This is a genomic window from Thermogemmatispora sp., from assembly GCF_019683635.1.
Taxonomy (GTDB): domain Bacteria; phylum Chloroflexota; class Ktedonobacteria; order Ktedonobacterales; family Ktedonobacteraceae; genus Thermogemmatispora.
Map to the genome: position 1 here is coordinate 1 of NZ_JADGIA010000062.1, position 25,644 is coordinate 25,644.

General features: G+C 58.7%; 20 protein-coding genes and 1 tRNA gene. 8 read left to right on the plus strand and 13 right to left on the minus strand.

Translation table 11 applies throughout. The features are described 5' to 3' along the window. The 4 genes from IRZ31_RS09160 to IRZ31_RS09175 all read left to right on the plus strand — a co-directional run. Positions 1-524: MerR family transcriptional regulator (locus IRZ31_RS09160; protein WP_297152670.1), on the plus strand; the 524-nt coding region annotated here is incomplete at its 5' end. 398 nt (positions 525-922) lie between these two features. Beyond that, on the plus strand, positions 923-1,492 hold the full coding sequence (locus tag IRZ31_RS09165; protein WP_297152673.1) for a nucleotide exchange factor GrpE: 570 nt from the start codon (positions 923-925) through the stop codon (positions 1,490-1,492). 235 nt (positions 1,493-1,727) lie between these two features. Beyond that, a complete protein-coding gene (dnaK, locus tag IRZ31_RS09170; RefSeq protein ID WP_297152675.1) occupies positions 1,728-3,635 on the plus strand; it encodes a molecular chaperone DnaK in 1,908 nt (635 codons plus the stop codon). 583 nt (positions 3,636-4,218) lie between these two features. After that, positions 4,219-5,154, plus strand: a complete 936-nt coding sequence (locus IRZ31_RS09175) for a DnaJ C-terminal domain-containing protein (protein WP_297152677.1) — start codon at positions 4,219-4,221, stop codon at positions 5,152-5,154. A gap of 335 nt (positions 5,155-5,489) precedes the next feature. Here IRZ31_RS09175 and IRZ31_RS09180 read toward each other — a convergent pair whose 3' ends face one another. Further along, positions 5,490-6,377: a manganese catalase family protein gene (locus IRZ31_RS09180; protein ID WP_297152679.1), complete on the minus strand. Its 888-nt coding sequence runs from the start codon at positions 6,375-6,377 to the stop codon at positions 5,490-5,492. A 259-nt stretch (positions 6,378-6,636) separates the two neighbouring features. On the opposite strand from IRZ31_RS09180, the gene thiO reads away from it, so the two are divergent. Then, positions 6,637-7,776 (plus strand): glycine oxidase ThiO, encoded by a 1,140-nt coding sequence (gene thiO, locus IRZ31_RS09185; protein ID WP_297152680.1) that lies wholly within the window; start codon positions 6,637-6,639, stop codon positions 7,774-7,776. A gap of 217 nt (positions 7,777-7,993) precedes the next feature. On the opposite strand, the gene IRZ31_RS09190 is transcribed toward thiO, so the two are convergent. The 12 genes from IRZ31_RS09190 to IRZ31_RS09245 form a co-directional block, all read right to left on the minus strand. Then, complete coding sequence (locus tag IRZ31_RS09190) at positions 7,994-9,679, minus strand: peptide ABC transporter substrate-binding protein (protein WP_297152682.1); 1,686 nt, start codon at positions 9,677-9,679, stop codon at positions 7,994-7,996. A gap of 377 nt (positions 9,680-10,056) precedes the next feature. Beyond that, a tRNA-Arg gene (locus tag IRZ31_RS09195) sits at positions 10,057-10,130 on the minus strand. Positions 10,131-10,364: 234 nt separating this feature from the next. Continuing rightward, positions 10,365-10,778, minus strand: a complete 414-nt coding sequence (locus IRZ31_RS09200; protein WP_297152685.1) for a diacylglycerol kinase family protein — start codon at positions 10,776-10,778, stop codon at positions 10,365-10,367. Continuing rightward, the gene (gene ybeY, locus IRZ31_RS09205; RefSeq protein ID WP_297152687.1) at positions 10,775-11,365 is read right to left on the minus strand and encodes an rRNA maturation RNase YbeY; all 591 of its coding nucleotides are present in this window, start codon (positions 11,363-11,365) and stop codon (positions 10,775-10,777) included. The genes IRZ31_RS09200 and ybeY overlap by 4 nt, the downstream gene beginning before the upstream one ends. A gap of 388 nt (positions 11,366-11,753) precedes the next feature. Then, entirely contained in the window at positions 11,754-11,939 is a 186-nt protein-coding gene (gene rpsU / locus IRZ31_RS09210) for a 30S ribosomal protein S21 (RefSeq protein ID WP_081839175.1), read from the minus strand. A gap of 228 nt (positions 11,940-12,167) precedes the next feature. Further along, entirely contained in the window at positions 12,168-13,334 is a 1,167-nt protein-coding gene (locus IRZ31_RS09215; RefSeq protein WP_297152689.1) for a lysylphosphatidylglycerol synthase transmembrane domain-containing protein, read from the minus strand. Positions 13,335-13,834: 500 nt separating this feature from the next. Next, entirely contained in the window at positions 13,835-15,478 is a 1,644-nt protein-coding gene (locus IRZ31_RS09220; protein ID WP_297152691.1) for an O-antigen ligase family protein, read from the minus strand. 53 nt (positions 15,479-15,531) lie between these two features. Next, complete coding sequence (locus IRZ31_RS09225) at positions 15,532-16,482, minus strand: UDP-glucuronic acid decarboxylase family protein (RefSeq protein ID WP_297152693.1); 951 nt, start codon at positions 16,480-16,482, stop codon at positions 15,532-15,534. A gap of 329 nt (positions 16,483-16,811) precedes the next feature. Next, positions 16,812-17,486 carry a CPBP family intramembrane glutamic endopeptidase gene (locus IRZ31_RS09230; protein WP_297152695.1) on the minus strand — a complete coding sequence of 225 codons (675 nt, stop codon included), beginning with the start codon at positions 17,484-17,486 and terminating at the stop codon, positions 16,812-16,814. Between the two features lie 78 nt (positions 17,487-17,564). After that, positions 17,565-18,251, minus strand: a complete 687-nt coding sequence (locus IRZ31_RS09235; protein WP_297152697.1) for a DUF6483 family protein — start codon at positions 18,249-18,251, stop codon at positions 17,565-17,567. A gap of 137 nt (positions 18,252-18,388) precedes the next feature. Further along, positions 18,389-19,912 carry a glutamate--tRNA ligase gene (gene gltX, locus IRZ31_RS09240; RefSeq protein WP_297152699.1) on the minus strand — a complete coding sequence of 508 codons (1,524 nt, stop codon included), beginning with the start codon at positions 19,910-19,912 and terminating at the stop codon, positions 18,389-18,391. Between the two features lie 861 nt (positions 19,913-20,773). Beyond that, a complete protein-coding gene (locus IRZ31_RS09245; RefSeq protein ID WP_052888665.1) occupies positions 20,774-21,295 on the minus strand; it encodes a bifunctional nuclease family protein in 522 nt (173 codons plus the stop codon). Positions 21,296-21,688: 393 nt separating this feature from the next. Here IRZ31_RS09245 and lexA point away from each other — a divergent pair, with 393 nt between their 5' ends. The 3 genes from lexA (at position 21,689) to IRZ31_RS09260 (ending at position 25,314) form a co-directional block, all read left to right on the plus strand. Next, positions 21,689-22,327 carry a transcriptional repressor LexA gene (lexA, locus tag IRZ31_RS09250; protein ID WP_112427474.1) on the plus strand — a complete coding sequence of 213 codons (639 nt, stop codon included), beginning with the start codon at positions 21,689-21,691 and terminating at the stop codon, positions 22,325-22,327. A 534-nt stretch (positions 22,328-22,861) separates the two neighbouring features. Then, on the plus strand, positions 22,862-24,163 hold the full coding sequence (locus IRZ31_RS09255) for a hypothetical protein (RefSeq protein WP_297152703.1): 1,302 nt from the start codon (positions 22,862-22,864) through the stop codon (positions 24,161-24,163). A gap of 185 nt (positions 24,164-24,348) precedes the next feature. Then, a complete protein-coding gene (locus IRZ31_RS09260) occupies positions 24,349-25,314 on the plus strand; it encodes a DedA family protein (RefSeq protein WP_297152705.1) in 966 nt (321 codons plus the stop codon). Positions 25,315-25,644 lie beyond the last annotated feature (330 nt).

The following is a 25,644-nucleotide window of genomic DNA, read 5'->3' on the forward strand; positions in this document are numbered from 1 at the left end:
TGCCTCCGCACATGTTGCGACGCTATGGAGGAGAGCTGGAAAAAGCGGGCCTCCTGGAGCCGGCGCGTCAAAGCGGCAAGAATCGCCTCTACTCCGATAGTGATCTGGCCATCCTCGAAGAGGTGGCCGAATTATATGAGCAGGGAGTGAACGCGGTTGGCATTCGCTATATCATGCAGATTCGCAGGCATGTCCGCGTTCTCCAGCAAGAAATTCAGGAGGCAAGAGAGGCGCAAATGCGCGCTGAGAATGCGCTACGTGAGATGCGTCGACTCTTCGAAGTGCTGGGGCTGGGCGAGGTCGGAGAAAGTGCCGGAGTGCGTATCGAGGTACGCCGGGCGTTGAGCGAGCAAGCCGGCGTTGGCGAGCAGCACAGCTCGCAGGAGACGGCGGGTGGACAGGCGGACAGTGCAGGGCAGCCGTCGCAGTCCCTAGCTCGCATCAGGCTATCGCAGGCAGACCAGCACGCCGCTGAGGCTGATCCCGCTGAGCGAGCGGTAGGCTCTGAGTCGGCGCGGGAGTGAGCAGAGTGGAAGAGAGAGGAGGATGGAGGGGAGAAGGGGAAGCAGGCTGCCTGTCTGTGCGCACGCTGTGTCGGTCCGGCTCCGACGGCGCTCGCCCTACCCCAGGGGGAGGAAGGCGGACGCCCAAATAGGGGTGTTAGGGGCGCAAGCAGCTGGCTGCCTCGGCAGGGGTGTTCCGAAGATCGGAAAACAGGAAAGAGGTGGCGGGACAAGAGCAGAAAAGACTCGTATTTCTCCGAGCTTCTGCTAAAGAAATGCCCGTCAGTTCTGCGAGCGTTTGACAAACTATGATAAAGTTAAAAGTTACAGGTCTGATATTGCGCGAGGCGGCTGGTCAGAGGCAGCCGGGGGGTGCCGGAGCACTGCTGGCCTCGTCTTCGCGCTAGAGGAGGCAGGAAATGTGGCATCAAGGGCAGGAGCGACAGCAGGAAGCCAGGCCACAGCAGGCCGTGGAGGATGATAAAGCGCAACTGGTCAGTCGCCTGGAGCGCGAGCTGGCCGCGGAGCAGCGGCGATCAGAAGAGTACCTGGATATGCTGCGTCGCTCACAGGCCGATTTTATCAACTACCGGCGCCGTGTAGGGCAGGAGCAGGAGGAGGCCAGCCTCAGTGCCCAGATTGCTCTCCTGCGGCGTCTGCTGCCCGTGCTCGATGATCTGGGACGCGCCCTAAGCGCCACTCCCCCTGAACTGGCTCATCAGCCCTGGGTTCAGGGGCTGCACCTGGTGGCCCGGCGCCTCGCCAGCACCCTGGCCGAGTTGGGCATCCGTCAGATTGGGCGCCAGGGCGAGCAGTTCGACCCGCGCCTGCACGAGGCCGTGGCCCTCGATACCCAGGCTAGTGCCCCCGAGGGCACTGTCCTGCAGATCGTGCGCCCCGGCTATATGCTTGGCGAGCGGATTGTCCGCCCGGCTCAGGTCGTTGTGGCCGGCTCACAGCCTACCACTTCTTCGCCGTCTGCTCCATAACAGCCTGTTCCATATCTGACGGTTTGGGTAAATTGACTTGACAGTTTTTGTGATATGTGATACAAGTACTGACAGAGACCTGCCCTGCTATGGCTGGCGACGTGGGTATAGCAGTGTTGAAGTGACGAGATGACGAAAGAGCTTGAAGGTACGAAGTGAGTGAAAGCATGAGTAGTGTGAGGAGAGAGCCTTCTCAGGAGAGCGCTTTCTCCTCCGCGAAGGAGGGATTGTAGCGATGGCTAAAGTGATCGGCATTGATCTTGGGACAACCAACTCGGTGGTGGCGGTGATGGAGGCGGGCGAGCCGGTAGTCCTGGAGAATAGCGAAGGCTCGCGCCTGACCCCGTCGGTGGTGGCGGTGACCAAGACAGGTGAGCGACTGGTAGGTCAGCTTGCCAAGCGCCAGGCGATCACCAACCCGGAGAACACGATTTATTCGGTCAAGCGCTTGATGGGGCGCCGCTTTGACGACCCCGAGGTCCAGCGCACAATGAAGCTGGTGCCTTACAAGATCACCAGGGCGCCCAATGGTGATGCGCGGGTTGTGATGGGTGGCCGTGAGTACAGCCCGCCGGAGATCTCAGCGATGATCCTGCAGAAGCTGAAGCTGGATGCCGAGGCGAAGCTGGGCGAGAAGATTACGCAGGCTGTGATTACGGTCCCGGCCTACTTCAACGACTCGCAGCGCCAGGCCACCAAGGATGCCGGTAAGATCGCCGGTCTAGAGGTTCTGCGTATCATCAATGAGCCGACGGCGGCCTCGCTGGCCTATGGTCTGGATAAGAAGAAGGATGAGATCATCGCTGTCTACGATCTGGGTGGCGGTACCTTCGATATCTCGATTCTGCAGCTCGGTGATGGCGTCTTCGAGGTGAAGGCCACCAATGGTGATACCCACCTGGGTGGCGATGACTTCGACCAGCGCATTATCGACTGGATGGCCGATGAGTTCCGCAAGGAGCATGGCATCGACCTGCGTCAGGATCGTATGGCGTTGCAGCGCCTGAAGGAGGCTGCTGAGCGCGCGAAGATTGAGCTGTCCAGCTCACTGCAGACGGAGATCAATCTTCCCTTCATTAGCGCTGATGCCAATGGCCCCAAGCATCTGATGATGACCTTGACGCGCGCCAAGCTGGAGCAGTTGGTGAGCGATCTGATCGAGCGCACTCGCGGGCCGGTAATGCAGGCTCTGGCCGATGCCGGTATTCGCCCCAGCGATGTCAACGAGGTGGTTCTGGTCGGTGGTCAGACGCGCATGCCGGCGGTCATTGAGATGGTGCGCCGCCTCTTCGGCAAGGAGCCGCATAAGGGTGTCAACCCGGACGAGGTGGTAGCGATCGGTGCGGCGATCCAGGCTGGTGTGCTCAAGGGTGAGGTGCGCGACGTCCTGTTGCTCGATGTCACGCCGCTGTCGCTGGGTGTTGAGACGCTGGGCGGCGTGATGACGAAGCTCATCGAGCGCAATACAACGATCCCAACGCGCAAGACGGAGCTCTTCAGCACCGCTGAAGATAATCAGACGGCAGTCGAGATCCATGTGCTGCAGGGCGAGCGCGAGCTGGCTCGCGATAACAAGAGCCTGGGCCGCTTCCGCCTGGAAGGTATCCCGCCCGCGCCGCGTGGGGTGCCGCAGATCGAGGTAACCTTCGATATCGATGCCAACGGTATCCTGAATGTCTCGGCACGCGATAAGGCCACCGGTCGCGAGCAGAAGATTACGATCACTGCCTCTAGCGGCCTCAGCAAGGAGGAAGTGGAGCGCATGGTGCGCGAGGCCGAGCAGTATGCGGAAGAGGACCGGCGTCGCCGTGAGGAGATCGAGCTGCGCAACCGCGCTGATAGCGTGGCCTATCAGGCTGAGCGGACGCTGCGCGATATGGGCGATAAGGTGTCGGCCAGCCTGCGCAGCGAGGTGGAGAGCAACATTGCGGCGGTGCGTGATGCCCTGAAGGGCAGCGATGTCGCTCGTGTGCGTAGCACGCTCGATGAACTGGAGCGCTCGCTGTCGCGCATCGGCCAGGAGATCTACAGCCAGGCTGGAGCCAGTGCCGGTGCTGCTCCGGGCGGCGGTTCATCCTCCAGCTCGAACCCCTCCGATGGCGGTGATTCTGGCCCCATCGAGGGTGAGTATCGCGAGGTCTGAGCCGCTCCCCGGAGGTGCTCCAGTGCCTCGTCTCTGGCTGGCTCTTGCTCTGCATCAGGCGGCCTCGTTCGGCTGCTCAGGCTAGCTAGCGAGGCCGCCACCTGTGCAGGTGAACCGGCCAGCTCACCAGCGGCCCAGACTGCACGAATGCAAGTAAGAGGTATCACGATCCCTGCTCGCTCGTCGCCTGGTGAGCTGGCTGGCTAACGTTACTGAATCGCCCACCAAGCAGACTGTCTCCTCTCAGCAGCGGACTGATGCTGGCTGCCGCCGTCCTCCTTCCGCTGCCATCTCGTGTGACTGATGCCGGTGTCAGGTCCGTTGAGTGAGATGCTGATATGTTTGCTTGCCTGCTTGTTCACTCGTGAAGGCTCCTTCCCTGCACATGTGGCTCCCCTCCCTGCCTTCCTATAAGGGGAGGGAGTGGGGCGTGCTTACCTTGGGAGCGCTCAATCTTACCACTACTCTGCAGGCGGTCATTCCTATTCAAGGGTATGGGTCAGGCCCGTGGAAGGCTGAATGGGTGGTTAAGTAGTTATGATTGAAGGGCCTGTAGCTCACATCTTCCTGGGGGGAGGCACCTATGGCTGTCGACTACAAAGATTATTATAAGATCCTGGGTGTAGATCGTAACGCCGACGATAAGACCATCCGGCAGGCTTACCGCAAGCTGGCGCGCCAGTATCACCCTGATGTGAATCCAGGAGATAAGACGGCGGAAGAACGCTTCAAAGAGATTAACGAGGCCTACGAGGTCCTATCTGATCCTGAGAAGCGCAAGAAGTATGATGAGCTGAGCAGCTATTATCAGCGCTATGGGCGCTGGCCGGGTGCCTCTGGCTCTGGCGGATATCGCTATCAGACGATCACCGAGGAGGATCTGGAGGATCTACTCGGTGGCGCTTCGCCCTTCTCCGATTTCTTCGAGATGTTCTTCGGCAGCCCCTTCGGTGGGCGGGCACGGACAGGCCGCACCGTCGGGCGCCAGGCTCCGCTTGGGCGCGATGTGGAGTCAGTGTTGGAGGTGTCGCTGGCGGAGGCTTACGATGGCGCTACCCGCATGATTGAGGTGGAAGATATCGATGGCAGCCGCCGCCGCCTGGAAGTCAAGATCCCCGCCGGCGTCGAGGATGGTGCCCGCATTCGTATCCCTGGTCAAGGACTCCCGGGGGCCGCTGGGCGCGGTGATCTCTACTTGCGTATCCATGTCCGGCCTGATCCGCGTTTTACTCGTGAGGGTACGATTTTGCGTACGCGGGTCGATGTCCCTCTGGTAACGGCTATGTTGGGCGGCGAGGTGGAGGTGCCGACGCCGTCGGGCCGTCGCCTGTTGCTGAAGATCCCGCCGGAGACCCCCAATGGCAAGACTTTCCGCCTGCGTGGCCAGGGCATGCCGGTTCTGGGACAGCCGGATCAGCGTGGCGATCTCTACGCTGAGGTGAATGTGGTTCTGCCAACTCACTTGACCGAGGAACAGCGTCGCCTCTTCGAGGCCTTTGCTCGCTCGTTGCAGAGATAGTTGCTGGCTCACTGGCTGTGCTCGTTCGTCTGTCTGCCTACCGGATCGGCTGGTAAACTGGTGACGAGTGAGAAGGGGTGGGAGCAGCAGCGGAAGGGAAGGGACGCTTCTGTTGCCTCTCCTGCGGACTGCGGCCCTGGTCTCTCTCAGTGGGCGCGAGCGAGCCGGCTTCTCTTGGCAGGCCGCCGGTGAGATGAAAAGGAGACAAGAGACCGGGCATACTCTCGGGTGATGAATTGGCGAGAGCATGCCCGGTTGTCGTTTCTCTGGTGAGGTCGGTTTGCTCGTTCCGTTCGTGCCTCAGCCTGACCAGGCTGAAGCGTGCCCTACTGCTCTCAGACCTTGACGGCCTCGATTTGCTGAATCAGCTTCTCTAGCTCCGGCGTCAAGCCCGGAGAGAATTCCTCGGGACGTGCTTCGCTGAGCTTGATAGGGGCTCCCTCGGGCGGCTTCTGAGTGGTGGTCAAGGTGCCATCCTGGGCTGGTGAAGGCCCCTGGAAGATCTTGCCCATCTCAGAGCCGTCGAGGCGCCAGTGGTGGAGCTGGTTATGAAGGCCCATGTCCATCAGACGCTTGACTTCAGGTAGCTTGCTAGCGTCAAACTTGGGAATGGGCAGGATCTTCCCCCACTGGACTCCAAGGGTCTCAAGCGCTTTGGCGTAGGCTTTCTCGTGCACCTCGTCGCGCACGATCAGATAGGCAATGGTGGAACGCGCGGTTTTGTTGTTGGTCATCTCGTAGAGACGACACTTCTGGAGTCGCCCGGTGGCCTCCAAAACCAGGTTGTTGAGCAGGTCGAGCACCAGGTTGCCGCTGCTGTAGACGTAGGAGCCTGACCAGGGATTGCCAGCAGCGTCGATGGGCAGCGCTCCCTGCGCTCCGACCAGAAAGTGGTGGATGTTCCCCTCCTTAAGGGCAATGTTGAGCGGGGTGGCTCCGTTGGCCGGAATCTCTCCACGGTAGCGCGGCGAGCCATCCAGAAGACGGTTGATGGTGGTGGCAATTAGCTCGACATGGCTGATCTCTTCGACCCCAATGCCCTGAATCAGGTCGAGGTAGGGCTTGGCCTTGCCGCGGAAGTTGAAGCTCTGGAACAAATACTGCATCATTGTGCGCATTTCTCCAAACTGACCACCCAGTCCCTCTTGCAGAGCATTGGCGGCTGCCGGGTCTGGTTCATCTGGAACAATCTCGTTGATGAGCTTCTGTACATGAAAGAACATGTCGTTCTTCCTCCTTATTGTTGACTTTAAATGGGAATCTCTGTTTACCTATCCCTTACTTATTTTAAAACACTAATGCAAGCTAACAGTATATCAAGTTGTTATAAATTGAAGAGATTATTTAGCCTGAGATACTCCTGTAGTAGAGAATTGATCGGCTTACCGAAACGCCTGGGCTATGCTCAGGCCAGGAAAAGGCGCTATACTTCTCCTTGACTTGGGCAAGAGCATATCAGCGGTCAAGAACAGGGAGAGGAGAATGCGTGATCAAGCAGATGTAGTCATTATCGGGGCTGGGGTCATTGGTTGGTCGATCGCCTACTATCTACGCCGGGCCGGGATTGACGTTTGCCTTCTGGAGCAAGCGAAGGTCGGTGCTGGGGCCTCAGCAGCAGCGGCGGGTCTGCTTGCTCCGCTTGGCCCGCTCAATGGGCCAGGCCCTATGGCTTCGTTATTACTCGCGGGCTGCTCCATTCTACCGGAGCTGGTGGCCGAGCTGGAAGCGAGCAGCGGTCTTCAGATCGAGCTTGAGCAGCCTGGGGCTTTGCGTCTGGCCTGTGAGCCGCGGGCGGTAGCGCGTCTGCAGCGGCGGCTGGCGCACTGGCAGCCGCTAGGTTTGCAGCTGAGCTGGCTCAGTGGAGAAGAGGCGCGACGGCGGGAGCCGCTGCTCAGCGCTGAGGTCGAGGGGGCTGTTTACGCTCCCCAAGAGGGGCAGCTTAGGGCCAGGGAGCTACTCAAAGCGCTTGCCTGGGTTACGCGTCAGGCTGGGGCCCGTTGCTACGAAGGCAGCGAAGTGTGCGGCCTGCGCCAGCATGCTGATCGAGTGCTGGCTGTCCAGACTAAGACGGGTGAAGAGATTGGCTGCGGCTCCCTGGTGATTGCGGCGGGGGCCTGGAGTGTCCACTGCGGCGCCTGGCTGGGCCACGCTGTGCCAGTGAGACCTGTGCGGGGACAACTTCTGAGCTTACGCCCGCCGACGGGGCTGCCGGCGCTCCGTCACCTTATTTTTGGCCGGGCCATCTACCTTATTCCTCGGCGAGATGGCTCGCTGACGGTGGGAGCTACGCGTGAGGAGGCCGGCTTTGATGCGCGCGTGACTAGCGAGGGAGTAGCCTGGCTGCTCGCGCAGGCGCGGCGTCTAGTGCCGGCGCTGACTGACGCTACGCTTGAGCACAGTTGGGCCGGACTGCGACCGATCACACCTGATGGCTTGCCAATCCTGGGCCTGCTCCCTGGCTGGCAGAATGTCCTTCTAGCGACCGGACATGGTAGTGTTGGGGTGATGTTGAGTGCCCTCACTGGTCAGCTGATCAGCGATTTGATTTGCACGGGACGGCGTTCTCCACTGCTGCTGGCCTGTGGCCCCGAGCGCTTCGACTCCCTCGCTTCTGGGGCATAGCTGCGAGGCGGGCTATGATGAATGGCTGGAGCAGGAGAAAAAGCAGGCGGGAGGTGAGCCGCGGAGGGTCGTATCTGAAGGCCGCGCCAATGCCGGTCGGCGCGGCCTTCACCAGCCTGTTGGAGCTGTCTCGTCCCTATATTATCGACTGGCTTTTGCTTGCTACTTCCCCCAGCTGGTGCTGGGCTGCCTCTGGACGATGGCTAGCTGTTCTCACTCAATGTGGCGAGAGATAGACCTGTGACCAATCCTCCACGTAGAGGCCGCGAGCATTGAGGCTAATCCCGTGTACCCAGGGGGGAATAATGGCGTTGATGGTCTCATGGTCCAGGGGCAGGATAGCCACCTCTTCGAGAGCCAGCTGCTCTGCCTGCTGATAGAGAGCAAAGCGGGCCTCTCCACTCGTTTGATCGGCCTGGGCGATCAGTTGATCGAAGGTCTGGTTTTGCCAGAGCGACTCATTATGAAGAGCGCCAGAGAGCAGGTTAGGGGCGAGCCAGTTGTGGGGATCAGGGTAGAGCGCATACCATTGAATGAAGCCCAGCTGGACCTGGTGCTGGCTCAGCTCATCGGTATAGGCATTCAGCTCGACCGGCAGGGGTTTAACAGAAATATTGAGGACGCTTGACCACATGCTGCAGAGAGCGTTGGCCTCGCCACGCGAGAGCAGCGCGGTCGGATAGGTCAACACAATAGGCGGCACCAGGGCTGTATCGGGGTAGACCGAGTGCAGCAATTCACGAGCCTTCTCGGCGTCGAACGGCAGTCCCTGATAGTCCGTTTGGTAGCCTGGCAGACCGGGAGGAATCAGCGTTGGGGCCAAGGTCGCGGCGTCCTTAAGGAGTGTCTGCACCAGAGTGGTTCGATCCAGCGCATAAGCAAAGGCCTGGCGCACCGTAGCGTTATCGAAAGGCGGCATGTGGGTATTGAAGAAGAGCATGTCTGTTTCCTGCTGCGGATTAGAGACAAAACCGGCCAGACCGCGAGCTGCTGCAAGATCGCTCTGAGGGATATTCCAGATCAGACTGAACTGTCCGGCGCGATACTGCTGATAAGCGGTTGCCGGGTCATTCACAAAAATCATATCGATCTCGTGCAGGCGTGGGCGAGCCCCATAGTAGTACGGATTCGGCACCAGGATCATTTTGACATTGTGCTCCCAGGCTTTCACCATAAATGGCCCGCAGCCGATGCCGTTGCCTACGGCATGCTCGGTCCAGTCGCTCTGGCCATAGCGCTCGATCAGCTGCTGATTAACAGGAAAAAAGAGTTCGTTAGTGAGCGAAGCCAGGAAATAGGGAGTCGGTCGTGTCAGCGTAATGCGCAGCGTATAGCGGTCGACTGCCTGTACGCCGGTCAGGACCCGGCTCTTCCCGCTAATGACAGCGCTCGCTCCAACAATCGGTTTCTCAAGAACTGCGGCCAGGGGAGATTTCACTTCGGGCAGCAGAGCGCGTGTCAGAGAATAGACGTAGGTGGCTGCTGTGACCGGGGTGCCGTCTGAAAAGGCGATGTTCGGCTTCAGATGAAAGGTATAGACTCGTCCATCGGGGGAAATTTCCCAACTGGCCTGGTCGGGGACCACGTTCAGGTCCTTGTCGGTCCGCACCAGACCGCTGTAGAGCATGCTCAGAGCGAGCGCCGAGTTTGGATCAGGTCCCTGGGCTGGATCGTTAGCATCCGGCTCCTGGGCTGGATCGAGATAGTTAAGGTCCTGGGTTCCAACGTTGGGCAGAACAAGTACCTGCCGGGGTGTTGGCGCTGGTGAATTGCTCATCGCCGTCGATGAATTGCCCGTGCTGCAGCCAGTTACCACAAAGACGATGGTGGCTATCAGCCCGACGAGCAGACCAAAGCGCAACCATCGGGGCGCAGGGCGTCTGGAGCATGGATCACAATGCACAGATTATCTCCCTTCGCGGGAATGGGATAGCGAACCAGAGCAGAGCCACAGAGAGGCGTAGCCTCAGCGCTAGACTAGGATGATGGCCGCTCCGGTCAGACCTCTCTGTCCTCCGTACAGGCGCTTGCCTCAGCGTGTCGTCAGCCGGGCCAGGGTCGCAAAGGTCTCAGGTCGGCGGAGGTGCACACTGCTTTCCCTTCGCTAACTATAGGGGCTGATGTTCAAGAAACTGTCAGGAAACTGTAAAAAAAATTTCGCTAACTGCCTCCTTCGCTCAGGGGGGCATCTCCACCGGCAAGGAAAAAAGGAGAGGAGAAGACCGACTGGCCTCTCAGCCAATCGAGATCTATTCCCTCTCCTTTATACAGCAAATGAAGCGCGCCCGGCAGGACTCGAACCTGCGACAGGCGACTTAGAAGGTCGCTGTTCTATCCAACTGAACTACGGGCGCAGGGTCAACGCAGACCACGGACTATGGAAGTAAGACGGTGGTCTGCGCCCTCTTCTTTGATGATAGCAATCTCTCTTGCGATCTGTCAAGTATCTCAATCCTCGCCAGGGCGTGGTGGCCCGGAGAAGAGGCTGCGGAGCCAGGAAGACGAGTGAAAAACTATCCGCAGCGAGAAAGAGAGCGGAGCGGAGTGGCAGCGACACAACCGGAAGAGAGTGGCAACCGCCTCTTGACTCAGTGCCGTAGGGTTAGCCACCAGCTCCAAAGATGAGGCCCGAAGACGCAGACGCCGATTGCTACAGCGAGCAACGCACTCAAGAGTACGGCCCCCGCGGCCACGTCCTTGGCGGCTCTCACCAGGGGATGGTATTGGGGATGCAGCAGGTCAAGGCACAGCTCAATGCTTGTATTCACCAGCTCGCTAGTGAATACACTGCCGATTGCCACCGCCACTAGAGCGAGCTCGACGGGAGAGAGGCGCAGGAGCGAGGCGGCGATGATCACTAGCAGAGCGACGCCGGTATGGACACGGAAGTTACGCTGAGTGCGTAAGGCGTACCAGAGTCCCCTGAAAGCGTAGGTAAAACCGGCCAGGAAACGGCCCCAGGAGCTGCGAGGCGCGTGTCTGGGATCGCTCAGCTCGCTCATAAGCCGCCGACGCGTTCTCCTGTGGCCGCCAGGATCGCCTCCTGCTTGCGGACCATTGTCTCATAGCCGGCCTGCGTCTGATCATCGTAGCCGACCAGATGGAGGATGCCGTGGGCCAACAGATAGAGAAACTCCTGTCGAGGGCTGTGACCAGCAGCAGCGGCCTGACGAAGCACGGTGGGCCAGGAAATAGCAATATCGCCCAGGTTTGTCGGCTGGCCTGGGGGAGTGATGAATGGGGGAGGAGTGGAAGCAGCGGCCTCTGATGCTAAATTATCAGCCTGCTCTGGTGGTTGCCAGAGCAGCTCTGCGGGGGCCTCGACCAGCGGCTGATCAAGGAGCGGGAAAGAGAGTACATCGGTAGGCTTATTCTGCTGGCGGTACTGGTTATTCATCTCCTGGATCGTAGCGTCGTCAGTGACCATCAAGGTAAACATCACAGGCTGGTCTACCCCGGCCTCTAGCAGGGCGCGGCGGGCGAAAGCATCCAGATCGACCGAGGCTAGCGCCTCATCGAACGAGCGCTTCAGTGCCACATCTTCCAGCGTGACATACAGGTCAACAACTTGCGACAGCTGTTCGTCCATAAGGCCCCTCATTATTGGCAGGAACTTTGCAATAATCCAGGCAGGAACTTGCCTGGAGCCCTTGTTGGCGTCTTTTGCGTTCTGACTGATTGATTGGCCAAAGCGAGCGAGCCGGCCAGCAGGAAGCGCCTTGCAGTGACGGAAGCAGATGACCTAAGTAAAGCTGAGCCTGCACAAGTGCAGAGGGCAGGTTTACCAGTCGAACCACGAACCAGAGGCGCGCCAAAAAGAAACCCCTGTCGGAAAAGCACCTGCCTTTCGCATGCATTGTTCTCTGCGTTTGCCCTTTAGGTGCTCAAGCGTGATCCTTGCTCATCGTATACTTGCAACTATATAGTTGCTTTGCAGGGTATCGAGCGCTCAAGCGTAATCCGACAGGGGTTACGGACTACTTATTTTTACGGGCTGTCTTGCGACGTTTTGCTGCTTCTTTCTTCTTGCGCCTCACGCTTGGTTTCTCGTAGTGCTCTCGGCGTCTCGCCTCGGCGAGAATGCCGTCTTGCTGGATCTTGCGATTGAAGCGTTTCAGCGCAGCCTCAAACGGCTCATTTTCGCTAACCTTGACTTCCGACAGCAGGACTCCCCCCCCTCTCGGCCTGGTTTCGAGATGGTGTTTGCCATTGTGTCTGCGTCGGCACGTGTGCCTGCCTGGACGCATCCCCAAACGGTTGTGGGGGTGAGGGCTCCTCTGCCTTGCTGTTTGGCTGAAGGTTGGTCAGAGTGGAGCCCTTGCAGTCTTGATGTCCGTTTAAGCCATCCCGCGGGCCTACGGGGAGATTATAAGACTGGTGAGTTGGCTCTGTCAAGCATCTAGGGACTGCTTTGCTGTTTGTCTCCCGAAGGCGATGAAGAAGACGATAAAGCCGATCACCAGGATGCTGAGCAGGCTAATAGTGCGGTCCAGCACGATGGCTGCCAGGGCCAGGCTAGTGGCATGGGGGCGGAAGAGAGAGATCATAGCGATCATTCCTCCTTCGACCAGACCCACGCCGCCCCCGGTGAAGGGGATGACCGTCAGCAATGCCTCGACCAGAGCGATGAGGATCGCCACCGCCAACAGGTGCAGCAAAGGGCCTTGCAGGAGCTGCAGCGCCAGAACCACGAAGAAGAAACGCAGTGCCTCACAGCTCCAGATGGCCAGGGTCAGCAGGCCCAGGGTGGGCAGATGGCGAAAGGAGCCGAGGATGCCCCCCTGCAGATGTTCATAGTAGCCACGCAAGCGTGCCGGAATGCGCTTCCCGATCGGCTCGTGCAGCCATCGCAGCAGTCCCAGGGCGGCAATACCGACCAGTACTGCGACCAGGGTTACGCTCAAACCGAAACGCACCTGCCAGGGCATACGCTCATGGAGGCTGATCATCAAGGCCGGAATACACAGACAGAGCAGCACGATGAGATCGAGCAGGCGCTCTGCTAACACGGTGCCGAAGGTACGTGTAGCAGAAGAACCGCTTTCCTGCCGCAGCAGATAGGCCCGGTAAAGGTCGCCGAGCTTGGCTGGCACCAGGGCATTGGCAAACCAGGAGATATAGACGATCTCTACCAGTTTCCAGAAAGGCGGGAGGTGCAGTGCATTCTCTGCTCCCTGGCCCTGGCCGGCGTTCTGCAATAGAATGCGCCAGCGCCAGGCTCGCAGAGGAAAGGAGAGGTAGTAGATCACAAAGGCTAGGGCGAAAAAGAGAGGATTGGCCGCCTCAATAGCTAACCAGGTCTGCTGGAGATTGATCTTCTCTTGCTTTAAGAAGAGCAGCAGCGCCAGCAGCACAACGACCAGGGGCACAATGGTACGCCAATTCAGCAAACGCTTACCAAGCGAAAGTTGCTCTGCTGTAATGGGCTGCTCGTCGTGTTCATCGATGGTCAGAGGGGCCTCGCTTACAGCCCCTTCCTGCAAGAGCGCCGCCTGTTCTAAGGGGCGGCCACGCTCTCTCTCGGCCTCATCCTTGCCGTGCTGAAACCACTGACTCATCAGTGCAGACTCCTTCGGAGATCCTTCTCCTGTACGTGCTTATGCTTGGCCACAAATGACCAACCTAGCTCTCTACTGGTTAGTTACGGGCCTGCTCAGAGAGGAGAAGAGCAAGCCCGGACGCCCCTCACGCGCCTCGCATGCATCGAAGCTACCTGCTGCAGGCGCGTGCTGAGCCGCAGAGCGCTCCGAGACTTGGGGCGCCGGCAGCCAGCAAAAGCGACCCTCATCCGCGGGAAGAAGAGCTTCCGGCGGTACTCTTCTCAATCGCACAACTGCGCTCTTCTCATTGAGCAGCCTGCTTGAGGGATCGCCTTTCACAGACTGCCTTGCCTGATACCTCGTCTGGCCTGGGCCGACTTTGAGACCTGACAGGGCCTGCTTGCTCAGAGTTAGGATTGTACCTTCTTCTCTCTATCTCTAAGCAGCAGGCTCCTCTCTCCTTTCCCTGGCCAGATGCTTCCTTCCTTCTCTGCTAAACGCAGAGAGGGCTAGCCGGGTCACGTACGTGCGGCCAGTGTTGGCTCGTTCTGGATGGCTGCCCGAGTAGGATTACTGTCTCTCTGCCCCTGCTGCTGGTGTTCGGCCAGGGTCAGGCGCTCCAGGCGAAGCAGAACAATCAGAAGGAGAGCCATGAGATTGGTCATGCCTTGCACGTAGAGATTATCAACCATATTATGCACGAGAACCGTAAGAAGCGCTGCCACGATGCCCAGGGCCAGAGCCTGATCATTGCCAAGATGAGCGAGCCGCTGCTTCCAGCGAAGGGCGGAGACACCCACGCTGTTGGACGCTGGGCTGGCAGCCAGCTCCCAGTAGGCGCGGCGCAGACGATGGTAAGCGCGAGCGCTCAGCCCAGCGATGACAACAACAAAGAAGGTGTAGGCTATCAGTCCTAGCAGGCCCATCTCTGCCGCGACATTGATGAAATAGTTGTGGGCGTGACCGAGGGGAATGACGAAGATGCCGATCGCATAGCGCGGATAAGCGTCACCATAGTTACCAATGCCTACTCCTAGCCACGGGTGATCAAGAAACATGTGAATCCCTGCCAGCCAATGGGCCAGTCGCTCTGCTGTAGCGTACTGCTGAGCGCTCGGCTGTGTGAAGGAGATATTATTAACCCCAATGAAATTTAACAATGGAATAAAGAGATTCTGCGGAATAATGCCAATCAAGATGCTCTCTACCAGCGCCCAGAAGCCGACGATGAGCAGGCGCCAAAAGGGGCGCAGGCTGGGCAGGCCCACCAGCAAGATCAAGAGGACGGCGGTGATAAGGGCCAGCCAACCCCCGCGTGACTGGCTGAAGAACTCGGCCAGGGCCAGCAGCACGCTCACGCCAGCGGCCAGCCAGCGGGTTTGTTTCTTGCCGCTCGCGATGGTCAGAGCCAGAGCGATAGGCAGCGAAAGATTGATATAGCCAGCATAGGGATTGGGCTGATTGAACGTGCCATAGACCCGCAGGCTCTCGCCGCGCACAAAGCTGCTGGGACCGATGTTGAACAGCTCCTGATAATAGCCGAGGGCTGCCTGCGAAAGCGCTGCCACCAGGCTGAAAATCACAATTGTCCAGCCCTGGCGCCGCGTGCGAATATAACTGCTGCCGGCCACAACAACGATCAACACCTCGACCCACTTAAAGATTTCTTTTACACTTGATTTCACACTGATCGCCACAGTCATTGAAACAAGCATGCTGATCAGCAGTACGGCCAGTCCCACCAGCAGCAGCGGCGGAACAGCCTGCCGCTCGTAGCCGCGCGGTCCGTTGGTTGCGTTGCCGCTGCGCAGAACATGACCGGCCAACCAGGAGGCGGCCAGGAGAATCACCAGGATATCGGTACTATTGAGGCGCAGCGAGCCAAGGCTGATATAATCAAGTGCTCCCCAGGGAATGCTTAACGGGAGAAGGTAAAGAGCGACCTGGGGCCGGAGCAGAACCCAGACGCTGAGGATCAGATAGATCGGCAGACGAATGTTCCACGGCGCGGGGAGCGTGAGCAGGCAGCCGAGAGCTAAAGCAGCCCCTATCAGGCCAACCGCGTTGGCCCCTGTCAGGAAGGAGCGCAAAGTTGCTCTCAAACGAAAGAGGAGAGAAACATCGACTCCGGCTTCTCTTGTAAAGATGCTAAAGCTTCTCATGATGTGCTAAATTCTGCCATAGTCGCAAAAGCTCCTCTCGGAGCGGGCACCGGTCAGGAGATCGCCGAGAGGGAACTTTGTTCCTTACTAAACCATTCTATCGTTCGCCGCAATCCCTCCTCCATTGGAACAGTGATATGCCAGCCCAGCAGGCGACAAGCCTTGGAGATATCAGGGCGGCGTCGTTCGGGGTCATCGACGCGGGCTGGTTCAAACACAATGGGTGATGAGGAATGGCAAAGCCGGATAATGGTCTGAGCAAACTCCAGAACGGTGTGCTCTTCCGGATTGCCCAGGTTGAAAACCTCGCCGGTCGTCTGTGGGTGGAACATAGCCAACATCAGCCCCTCGACCAGGTCGCTGACATAACAGATGCTGCGGGTCTTGCTTCCATCGCCGTAGATAGTCAGCGGCTCATTCTTGAGAGCCTGGGTAATAAAGTTCGGAATCATGCGCCCGTCGTTCGGCTGGCTGTTGGGGCCATAGGTGTTAAAGATGCGCACGATGCGCACATCTGTATGATACTGGCGATAAAATTCCATTGTCAACGTCTCGCCCAGCCGCTTGCTTTCGTCATAACAAGCACGTGGTCCGATCGGGTTGACGTGGCCCCAGTAGTCTTCACGCTGCGGGTGCTCCAGGGGGTCACCATAGACCTCCGAAGTAGAGGCCAGCAGAAAGCGGGCTTGCTGGCGCCGGGCCTCCTCTAGCAGCAGGTAAGTACCGTGGCTATTGACCAGGATGGTTTCTATCGGGTGCTCCATATAGCCCACGGGACTGGCCGGGCTGGCTAAATGAAAAATCGCTTCAGCCTCAAAAGCGAAAGGCTGGGTAACGTCATGATAGAGGAAAGTGAAACGAGGATAATGGCGCAATTCAGCTATATTTCTTTCTGATCCGGTGATCAGGTTATCCACACAGAGTACATGATGGCCGGCCTCTAGCAAACGTTTGCACAGATGGGAGCCGATGAAACCCGCTCCACCAGTGACAACGACTCTCAACGAATGAACCTCCAAACCGATAAGGTAGAGACTTGCTTGATTAGCGAGTCAAGGATATCATACTTTCTCCCTGCAAGGGAAGCCACCGGCCTAGGGGCGGCCCAATCGGGGGAGAGAGCACCTGGTCTGCGAGCGACCAGGCCGACTGAAGCTGGGTGAGACAAATGCTGACCAACTCTACGCTCGCGGCTTTCTTCCTTGTGCTCCGTGTAGCGGAAGGCAGAGACGACTAGGCAGGGCTGGGGTTAACAGATCTGAACAACCCCAGGAAGCGTCAAGCAGCCGCAGCGAGCTTCGATGGCGAGGCGTGAGTCTCGTCTTGCTCTGCCTCAGCCTTTGGAGGCGGGCAGATCCTGGCTATGACGACGGCACCAGCGTTGATAGAGGAACTCATCGCCCCAGCTGAGAAAGCCGCAGGTGGTGAGGCCGTGCACCAAGACCACGCTCAACAGCGATGGGGGGGTGGGCTGTAGTACGTAGAGGCTGCTAAAGACCATCCCGGCCAGGCCCACACCCGCGATGCTGCGCCAGTTCCACCCTCCTAGACGGTGGTAGAGCGTATACACCAGAGTGCTAATCAGCCAGCCCCAGCCGCTCCAGCCTGTCCATTGCCAGACCAGGCGCAGCAAAAAGCCGCGAAAGAAGACTTCTTCTGCTGGAGCATTAATGAGGAGATAGTAGAGTGCCTGCAGTAGATGGTCGCCTGGCGTCGGGCGTTGAAAGTGCGGTCCCACGATCAGACTGCGGTAGAGCATAGCCAGCAAAGCCATCAGGCTGCCCAGGCCCAGCCCCAGGGCCAGCTGCATCCCGAGGGCCGCTGGCAGGCTCAGGCCCAGTTCCGCCGGCGGCTGGTGCGAGAAGACCAGCCAGAGCAGGGGGATTCCGCTCAGGGGGACGATGCGGATCAACACGTCTGGCCAGAGCCAGCGCCAGGTTGTGGCCACTGTCGAACGCGGATAGGTGGCAGAGGCAAACGACTGCTTAGGCGTCTCTACTAACGACATTTTCTCACCTCACGGACAGCGCTGAGGGCCAACTAACGCAAAGGAAGAGCAGGCCAGCAGCCAACTGCCCTGCCTGCTTTACTCTGCTGAGGGGGGAGAACGGCGCTCCTCCTGTAAGCGCTGGAGATCTGACAACCCTTCCTTGATCTCCTCAGACGAGAAATTGCCTGCTCGCAACTCGGCATTGCTCTTCTCCTGCAAGCGAGCGTAAAAGGCCAAACCCTGCACAAAAACCTCATCGCTGCTATCGGGAGCCTTCAGAGCCTCGAAGAGCGCGTCCTCTGCCTGGGCATAGCGTCCAGTTTTCTCATAGTAGAGCATGATCCGTGTCAGCAGCGAGGCGGGCAGCTCATGGCGACTCAGCAGCGTCAGCAGCTCCTCTATCTCGGCAAAGAAATCTGACTGGCGCGGATTCTCCTCCAGCAGGACTGCCTCCAGAAAGAGGCGTAACGAGCGCTGATAACGAGGGAAGCTTTCCTCATAGCGCTCTAGATCTTGATAAATATCGCCTTCCAGCTTGAGCAGGAGAGCTACCCAAAGGCATTTCTCGACATCGAGCAGATCGATACGCTTCACCAGGGCCAGGAGCATCTCTTCGGGGATCGCCAGCAAGAACTCGGCGTTCAAGCCTAGCGTCTGCCGGAACAACTCATCGATCAATATGAGCGCCTCCTCATACTGATAGCCCTGGCGTAAGAGAAGCACACGCGCTAAAACGCGGCTGAACTGCTCGATCAATCTTAGAATATAATCGCGATTAATCATGGGGTTGACCTCTCCTGATGCTCAAAAAGGATCGGCGGCTTAGCCTGCTGAAAATATGGAGATATCCCCGAGGCAGGGACTGCTGGCGAAGCGCCGGCTCACTCCAGAGAACAGGAGTTTTCAGACCTGCGACCCGCTCAGGAGAGGCGAGCGATTGCCTGATCGAGACGGTGCAAGGTGCGCTGACGGCCCAGGACCTCCATTGTCTGGAAGAGTGGGGGTGAGACCGTGCGTCCACTGATAGCCACGCGAATTGCTCCGAAGAGCTGACCGGTTTTCAGTCCGAGCGTTGCAGCCAACGCACGTAGAGGCTCTTCGAGAGCGCTGTGCTCCCAGAGATCGAGGGCGACCAGAATCTCGCGCGTGCGCTCCAGGGCCGCCCGGGTGCTGGCTGCATCCATCTGCTTCTGTATCAGAAGTGCTGTATCGTAGTGCAGCTCATCGACATAGAAAAAGTCGATCATTTGAGCAGCCTCTCCCAATGTCTTTAGCCGCTCCTGCTCCAGTTGAAGCACGCGCTGCGTATACTCGAAATCGAGAGGTCGAGGCACACTGTCAGGGAGGCCACCCTCGGCAGCGGGGCGCTCAAGATAAGGCAATGTGCGCCGCGTTAATTCCTCCAGAGGCAGCTGGCGAATATAGACTCCGTTCATCCAGGTCAGCTTATCAGGATCGAGGATTCCCCCGGAGACGCCGATGCGATCCAGCGTAAAGACGCGAATCAGCTCCTCGCGGCTAAAAATCTCTGTCTTATCGTCGTAGGCCCAGCCCAGCAGCGCCAGGAAATTGAAGACTGCCTCGGGGAGGTAGCCCTGCTTCTGCAGTGTATCCCAAGAAGGAGCATTGTGGCGCTTGCTCAGCTTCTTCTTATCCTTTCCCAAAACATTGGGGAGATGATAGAAGAGCGGTGGCTCCCAGCCCAATGCCTGGTAAATCTGCACGTGGCGCGGGGCGCTCGCGATCCACTCTTCGCCGCGTAAGACATGGGTAATCCCCATCAGATGGTCGTCAATGACGTTCGCCAGATGGTAGGTGGGATAGCCATCCGATTTCAGGATCACAGCATCGTCGAGATCGGCATTTTTGAAGGTGATATCGCCGTGCAGCTCATCATGAACAATGGTCTCGCCTTCTAGCGGCATCGCGAAGCGCACCGTCCAGCTGTGGCCGGCGGCCTCCAGAGCAGCGCGCTCCTCGGTAGTGAGAAAGCGACAGCGGCGATCATAGCGAGGTGGAAGCTTTTGGGCTTCTTGCTCCTTGCGCATCTGCTCCAGTCGTTCGGGCGTACAGTAGCAGCGATAGGCATGGCCGCTGACAATCAACTGATGGGCGTATTGCTGATAGAGGGCCTTGCGCTGTGTCTGATAATAAGGGCCATACGGGCCGCCGACAACCGGGCCTTCGTCGTAGTCCAGCCCGAGCCACTTGAGGCCCTCGATCAGATAGCTCACTGCGCCCTCGACCGTGCGACTCAGGTCAGTATCTTCGATGCGCAAGATGAAAGTACCGCCGCTGTGGCGAGCAAATAACCAGCTGAAGAGGGCGGTCCGATAACCGCCGATATGCTGAAAGCCCGTTGGGCTTGGGGCAAAGCGTAATCGTGGAGCAGTGGTAACCTGCTTGTGTTTCTGCTCCTGCATAGGCACGTCGGACTGTGTCATAGGCGACGATAAGCTCTCCTCTTTCTCGGCTAAGAACGGCCTCATTGTACCATACCTGGCGACAGAGCGTAAGAGCCTGGTGGGGAAGAGGTTAAAAGACTGCGCGCGAGCAGGCGAGGCTGACTTGGCCTTGGCTGGCGTTGTTGCCAGCCTGTGGCTCCGGAAAGCCGTCTCACTCAGCCAGGGCAGGCGATTGTGAGTGGAGAAACAATGACAAGCAGACGCTTTGCCCTAAGAAGGTATCCTCGGAGAGAGCGCAGGGAAAAGGGCGCAGGGGGCAACAGGGATGCAGCACTGAGAGCTTGATGGCAGTAGGCGGAGGCATCGGCAAGCCGGAGGGACTATCGCCGTCCAAGGTGGCCAGGCCAGGCCAGGAACATGACCGCTGACAGGCTCTCCGCTGACCCTGCGCTCGTCCCTGCGCTGCTGAGCAAGACCGTATCAGCCATAGCGGAGGGCTGAGAAGCCAAAGGCATCAGTCCCAGGGCGTCGCGGCAGGGCCAGGGCCATCCTCTCGCAACGCCGGGCAGCATTCATGCCGCTTTTGCTCTTTTTATGCTGTGTTTTTAAATAAACAATCTCATGTGATCGATCAGGAAAGCGATCGATCATCAGTATACTGGTGGAGGCACATCTGACCTTTGTGCTTCCGAGAGAAGGCAAGCCGGCGGAAAAGAAAAGACTCGCTTCCTCGCCGGAGCAGCATTTCTGGTTGCTCGGTTGTTGGAGAAGAGAGCCAAGCGTTAGGTCGATGTCCCTACGGCATCGCGTCGCCGCCGCGGTTTTGGGCCAGTGGAAAGCGAGCGGGACCCGATGCAGCAAGGCGAGCCGGAAGAGGCAGCGGCGGGGCGGCAGGCAGGGTCAGTCCTTACCGAACTCGTCCAGCACATCGAGGCTATTGATAAAGTCGCGATAGGCCTCCAGATTATCCGGCTCCGGCTCCTTCTTCGGAGGGGTCTTGGGCAGGCTCTGCTCCTCACTCGTCTCAGGCGTGACACCAGCGCGCTCCAGCACACTCTCCTCGACATAAATCGGAGCCTTGGCGCGAATAGCCAGCGCGATCGCGTCGCTTGGGCGGGCATCGATCTCCACGTGCCTGCCGTCGGCATCCAGGATAATGCGGGCGTAGAAGATATCGTCGATCAAGTCAGAGATCACGACACTCATAATCTTCGCGCCCAGCTCGGTGATCACATTCTTGAGCAGGTCGTGGGTCAAAGGCCGTGGGGAGCTAGCTCCCTGGAGCTCGATCGCAATCGCGTAGGCTTCCGCATGCGCTATCCAGATGAAGAGATAGCGCTCCTGCCTTAGCGCCTTTAAAATGACTACCCGTTGCTGTGTCGCCAGATTTATGCGTACACTCTCGACTGTCATTTCAACCATGTGTCTCTGACTCCCTCTTTCATGGCCGGTTCCGCGAGTGTTCGACGCCTTTATTGTACATCTATCTACGGGTCTGGCGCAAATCGCTTGCCCTTCTCTCGCTGGCTACGGTCAGGACAGGAAAGGAGCAGGCGCTGCCTGGCTGCGACCCGCCATCACCTCCCCTCGTCCGATAGTATAGCAAAGACTGGCGCCTATTCCAAGGGCCTGCCTCCCCCTGAAGCAGCCCGGCTCGCTCCTAATCGCTCCTGAAAACCTGTTCCGAAAATACGTTCGAGAAAAAGCTTGACTTGTCTTGCCCTGTCTGATATCATTGACTCGAATAGCCGTTCTACTCTTGACAGCGACGATGTTCGCAGAACGGGTTTTTGGAGAAAGGCAGGAACCTGGATTATGCCTGAACCATTGGGCGAGTTCCAGCGGCGCATGTTGGAATTCATCGTCAATTACATTCGTCGGGAGGGGATGCCTCCGACTAACCGCGAGATCGGCAAGGCCATGAAGATCGCCAGCACCGGCCATGTCGACTACCACCTGAGCATGCTGGAGAAGCGCGGCTACATCATCCGCGAGGCGAAGAAGAGCCGCGGCATTAAGCTGACCAGGCATCCTTGGGGCATTCCTGTCGAGGGCACAATCGCCGCTGGTGAGCCGATCGAGATTTTCTCGGAACCGGACCAGACCATCGAAGTGGGGCATGGCGTCGATCCCGAGAACAGCTTTGCTCTCATTGTCCGCGGCCAATCGATGATTGAGGACCATATTTGCGACGGTGACTATGTGGTGATTAAGCGCCAGCGCACCTGCGAGAACGGTGATATCGTGGTGGCTGTCCACCTGGTGGAGGGTACACCCGGTAAAGCAACGCTCAAGCGCTTCTTCCTGGAGAAGGAACAGGTCCGTCTGCAGCCGGCCAATGCTGAGTTGGAGCCGATCTATATCCCGCGCGACGAGTGGGATCGTGAGTGGGAGATTCAGGGCAAAGTGATTGCAATCGTACGCCACTACGGCGGTTCAGGGCGGGCCGCCTGACCTGATCTCGACCAGTTTGCTCTCCTTGGCCGATATTGCGCTGTGGCTCCCTGGCTCTCCTCCCTGTCAAGCCTGCGCGGCTTGGCTTTAAAGGCTTCCTCTTCGGTAGAGTAGACGAGGCCTCCCCAGGGTTGAGTAGGGTGTAACACTGAGGACGTGCATATCCTGCCGTGCTGCGTCCTCTTCCTTATTATCTAGGTCTCGCTTATCTCGCCCTCCTCAAGAGAGGTTAGTTTGTTTGTGGCTACCCAGCTGGCCGGCACAGCCTCTTTCGCATCCTTCCGGCCTGCTGCCGTCAGCTGCTGTGCTTGAGTCGCCTGGCTCTCCCCTGCTCCCTCGCCAAGGCGTGGCAGCTAGAGCGCTTCTTGCCAAGAAATCCCGTCGCTGTTATACTGTCACTAAAGATGATAGGCGCATACCCAGGCCGGGTTTTTGAGAAGAGAGGCATGGCTCTTCCTGGGCAGGCCCTGCTCTTTTTTCGCCATGCTCTTGCTCGTACTGAGGAGAACTTCTGTTTGAAAGGATATACTTCCTATGAGAGCCGCCGCCGTGGCTTTCGTGCTGGTTGCTGCAGCTGCCGTGGTCCTGTGGTTCGGGAATACGCTGAATTCCTGGGTGCTTGGTGGCCTGATAGGCGGATTGGCAGCCTTGCTGCTTAGTATCCCTATCTCTCTCTCTCTCTTCTCCTTTCTCTCTCGTCGACATGATGAGTATTTTCGGGCTGAGTTGCAGGCTCACATGGCCCTCGAAACGGCACATCAATCGCCTCCTCCTGCTCCTCCGCGTGCTGCTCATCAGGCGCTGCTGGCTGGCGATGGCTGGCGAGGTCCGACGCGCTATACGCGCCTTGATGGTGATGAGGGGCTGCTGGCTGAGGAAGACGAGTGGATGTTTGCTGAGGGAGAGGAGGAAACTGATTCCAATGGTGGCTTTGTGACCTTTGATGATGAGGAACCAGAAGAGGAGATGGTGCGTGGTCGGGGGCCTGCTTCCGCTCCGCTCTCATCACGTCTATCTCGCTCATTATCACAAGAGCTTCCGGCTCGCTCCCCCTCTTCTGTTCCTTTACAGACGCGCTCAACTGGACGCAATTCCTCAGCGCTTCATCCGCAGACGCGCATCGAGGGTCGCCGTGCGCAACCACAGCAGGGAGGGTATCGGCTTCCCCCGGCTGCCGCTGGTCCAGTCTATCCTGGCATGGCGCGCCCTCAAACCGGTAGTCAGCGCCGTCAGAGTCAATACTTTGCAGAGGCGCTGCGCACGGCACGTCTAGAGGCTGTGCGCCAGCAGGAGGAGGCCCTCAACGAGGAGAATGTTGAGATCTCGCCAATGCTTCCGCCGCCACCGCCAAGGCTGGCGGCGCGCCCTTCTTCTGGCCTGGCTGGCCAGATGTCTGCTTCTCCCTCCTCCTCGCCTCTCTCTGCTTCCGTACAGCAGCGCCAGCTGCGTTCGCAGTCGCTGGCACGATCGGAACGTCCCGTCGGGCCTGTCTCCCCTATCTCATCTCAGACGGCGGCGCGTCGTTCGCCGTTGGCTACTGAGGCTGACGAGGTCTATGATGATGATTCTCTGTCTGCTCCGAGGACAGGGAACGGTGCTTTTGCTCGCTCGCCTTCTGCTGAGACCGACAGCGGCCTAGGGCGTGTACGCGCCGCTGGCGAGCAGCGTCTCTTGCGCAGCTCTCCATCGGGGAGCTTGAGGAATCCTCTGGTGCGTCGCCCTCCGTATCTCTATGAGGATGATCCTCTGCGCACAGAGTTGAGTCAGTTCGCCGAGGAACCAATCACTCGCCGTTCTTCACGTCTTCGACGCTTTCAGGTGCCTGACGAGGACTAGACAGCCTGAACGGGAGTCGGAAAGAAAAGGCGAAAACTGAGGAGGAAGGCGCGGCTGATCAGCCAACTGGCTAGCCAGGGAGCTACTCCCAAGAGGCGTTGGTACCCCTTCCCTGGCGTCCGTCGGCAGAGTGTGCTAGCATTGGGCAAAAGTGCAGGAGCTTGCCTTACGAAGGAGGCTGTGTTTTGTTGAATCACTTGATCGAAGCTTTGACCAGCTTGATCACGAATCTCTATGTCTCGACAGGTCTCTTGGGGATCATAGTGGCGATGGCGATCGAGAGCTGCTGCATTCCATTGCCCAGTGAGATTGTCATGCCTCTGGCCGGGGTGATGCTCGCTCAGGGCCGCCTGCTTCCTGGCCTGAACTCCTGGTTAGCTCTGCTGCTGGTGGCACTCTCTGGCTCCCTTGGTTGCTTGCTCGGTTCGATGCTGGCCTATGCGATTGGAGCCTCCGGTGGGCGTCCACTGATGCTTAAGTACGGTCGCTATCTGCTCATCTCGCAGCATGATGCTGATAAGGCAGATGAGTTCTTCAGACGATGGGGGAGCGCAACGACCTTCTTCTCCCGCCTGCTACCTGTTGTGCGTACATACATTTCGCTACCTGCTGGCATTACAAAGATGCCGTTTGGGCGCTTTTGTCTTTATACTTTCCTGGGTTCGCTGCCCTGGTGCCTGATCCTGGCTTACGCTGGCACGGTCCTGGGCAATCATCTGGATACGCTGGCCCCTATCTTTCATAGCCTCGATGGCGTGATCGTGCTGGCTTTGCTGGTGCTGATCGTCCTCTATGTCTGGAGGCATATTCGCAACGATCGGCGTGCTCGTGCTGCTCATGCTGCCGCGTCTGCCCTGCAACAGCAGCCTGGCCGGGGGCCGCTGACTGCTGGCCCGGCTGAGCAGAGGCTGACCTCGGCGGCTCCCCAGGCGGCTCCTTGGGGACAGCCCATGTCGCAGCCGCCGTTTGCGCCGTCCTGGTCGAATGCTCCCACTCCGCCGCCTGCTCCATCTCCCCAGTCTCCTCCCTCCTCTCAGGTACCCTGGCAGGGGCCGCCTGTTCAGGGGCCGCTCCTGGGAGGGCAAGATTATCGCTCGCCTTGGCCTGCAGAGGGGCAAGGTGGGCCGGCGGGACCTTATCCCCGCCAGTAGCTAGCGGCAGTAGCAATTGCGGTAAGTAGGAGTGCAGCAGAACAGCCGGCAGGGCTTTGGCCCTGGCCGGCCTTCTTTGTGTGTGCTGGCGTGAGCAAGGTCTGGGGCGGCTGGGGGTAGAGGAAAGTACAACGGCCCCTACCAGGCGGATGCAGGGGGATCACGAAGAGCGGGCTGTTGCTCGACGGCTTGGCTGAGGTTACATCGGCTGAAAACTGGGGGAGATCAACGCCTGGGAGTGCTGGTCGGAGGAACGGGGGTGGGGGAGATCCTCCCAGGCGTTGATCTTGACAGCAGGAACCATAGGGGTCTGTCTGCTCCCTATAATAG

What these genes read in the sequence shown, in the direction of transcription:
- IRZ31_RS09165 (WP_297152673.1), top strand. Translation starts at nt 923, where the DNA reads ATGTGGCATCAAGGGCAGGAGCGACAGCAGGAAGCCAGGCCACAGCAG.
- dnaK (WP_297152675.1), top strand. Translation starts at nt 1,728, where the DNA reads ATGGCTAAAGTGATCGGCATTGATCTTGGGACAACCAACTCGGTGGTG.
- IRZ31_RS09175 (WP_297152677.1), top strand. Translation starts at nt 4,219, where the DNA reads ATGGCTGTCGACTACAAAGATTATTATAAGATCCTGGGTGTAGATCGT.
- IRZ31_RS09180 (WP_297152679.1), bottom strand. Translation starts at nt 6,377, where the DNA reads ATGTTCTTTCATGTACAGAAGCTCATCAACGAGATTGTTCCAGATGAA.
- thiO (WP_297152680.1), top strand. Translation starts at nt 6,637, where the DNA reads ATGCGTGATCAAGCAGATGTAGTCATTATCGGGGCTGGGGTCATTGGT.
- IRZ31_RS09200 (WP_297152685.1), bottom strand. Translation starts at nt 10,778, where the DNA reads ATGAGCGAGCTGAGCGATCCCAGACACGCGCCTCGCAGCTCCTGGGGC.
- ybeY (WP_297152687.1), bottom strand. Translation starts at nt 11,365, where the DNA reads ATGGACGAACAGCTGTCGCAAGTTGTTGACCTGTATGTCACGCTGGAA.
- IRZ31_RS09215 (WP_297152689.1), bottom strand. Translation starts at nt 13,334, where the DNA reads ATGAGTCAGTGGTTTCAGCACGGCAAGGATGAGGCCGAGAGAGAGCGT.
- IRZ31_RS09220 (WP_297152691.1), bottom strand. Translation starts at nt 15,478, where the DNA reads ATGAGAAGCTTTAGCATCTTTACAAGAGAAGCCGGAGTCGATGTTTCT.
- IRZ31_RS09230 (WP_297152695.1), bottom strand. Translation starts at nt 17,486, where the DNA reads ATGTCGTTAGTAGAGACGCCTAAGCAGTCGTTTGCCTCTGCCACCTAT.
- IRZ31_RS09235 (WP_297152697.1), bottom strand. Translation starts at nt 18,251, where the DNA reads ATGATTAATCGCGATTATATTCTAAGATTGATCGAGCAGTTCAGCCGC.
- gltX (WP_297152699.1), bottom strand. Translation starts at nt 19,912, where the DNA reads ATGACACAGTCCGACGTGCCTATGCAGGAGCAGAAACACAAGCAGGTT.
- IRZ31_RS09245 (WP_052888665.1), bottom strand. Translation starts at nt 21,295, where the DNA reads ATGGTTGAAATGACAGTCGAGAGTGTACGCATAAATCTGGCGACACAG.
- lexA (WP_112427474.1), top strand. Translation starts at nt 21,689, where the DNA reads ATGCCTGAACCATTGGGCGAGTTCCAGCGGCGCATGTTGGAATTCATC.
- IRZ31_RS09255 (WP_297152703.1), top strand. Translation starts at nt 22,862, where the DNA reads ATGAGAGCCGCCGCCGTGGCTTTCGTGCTGGTTGCTGCAGCTGCCGTG.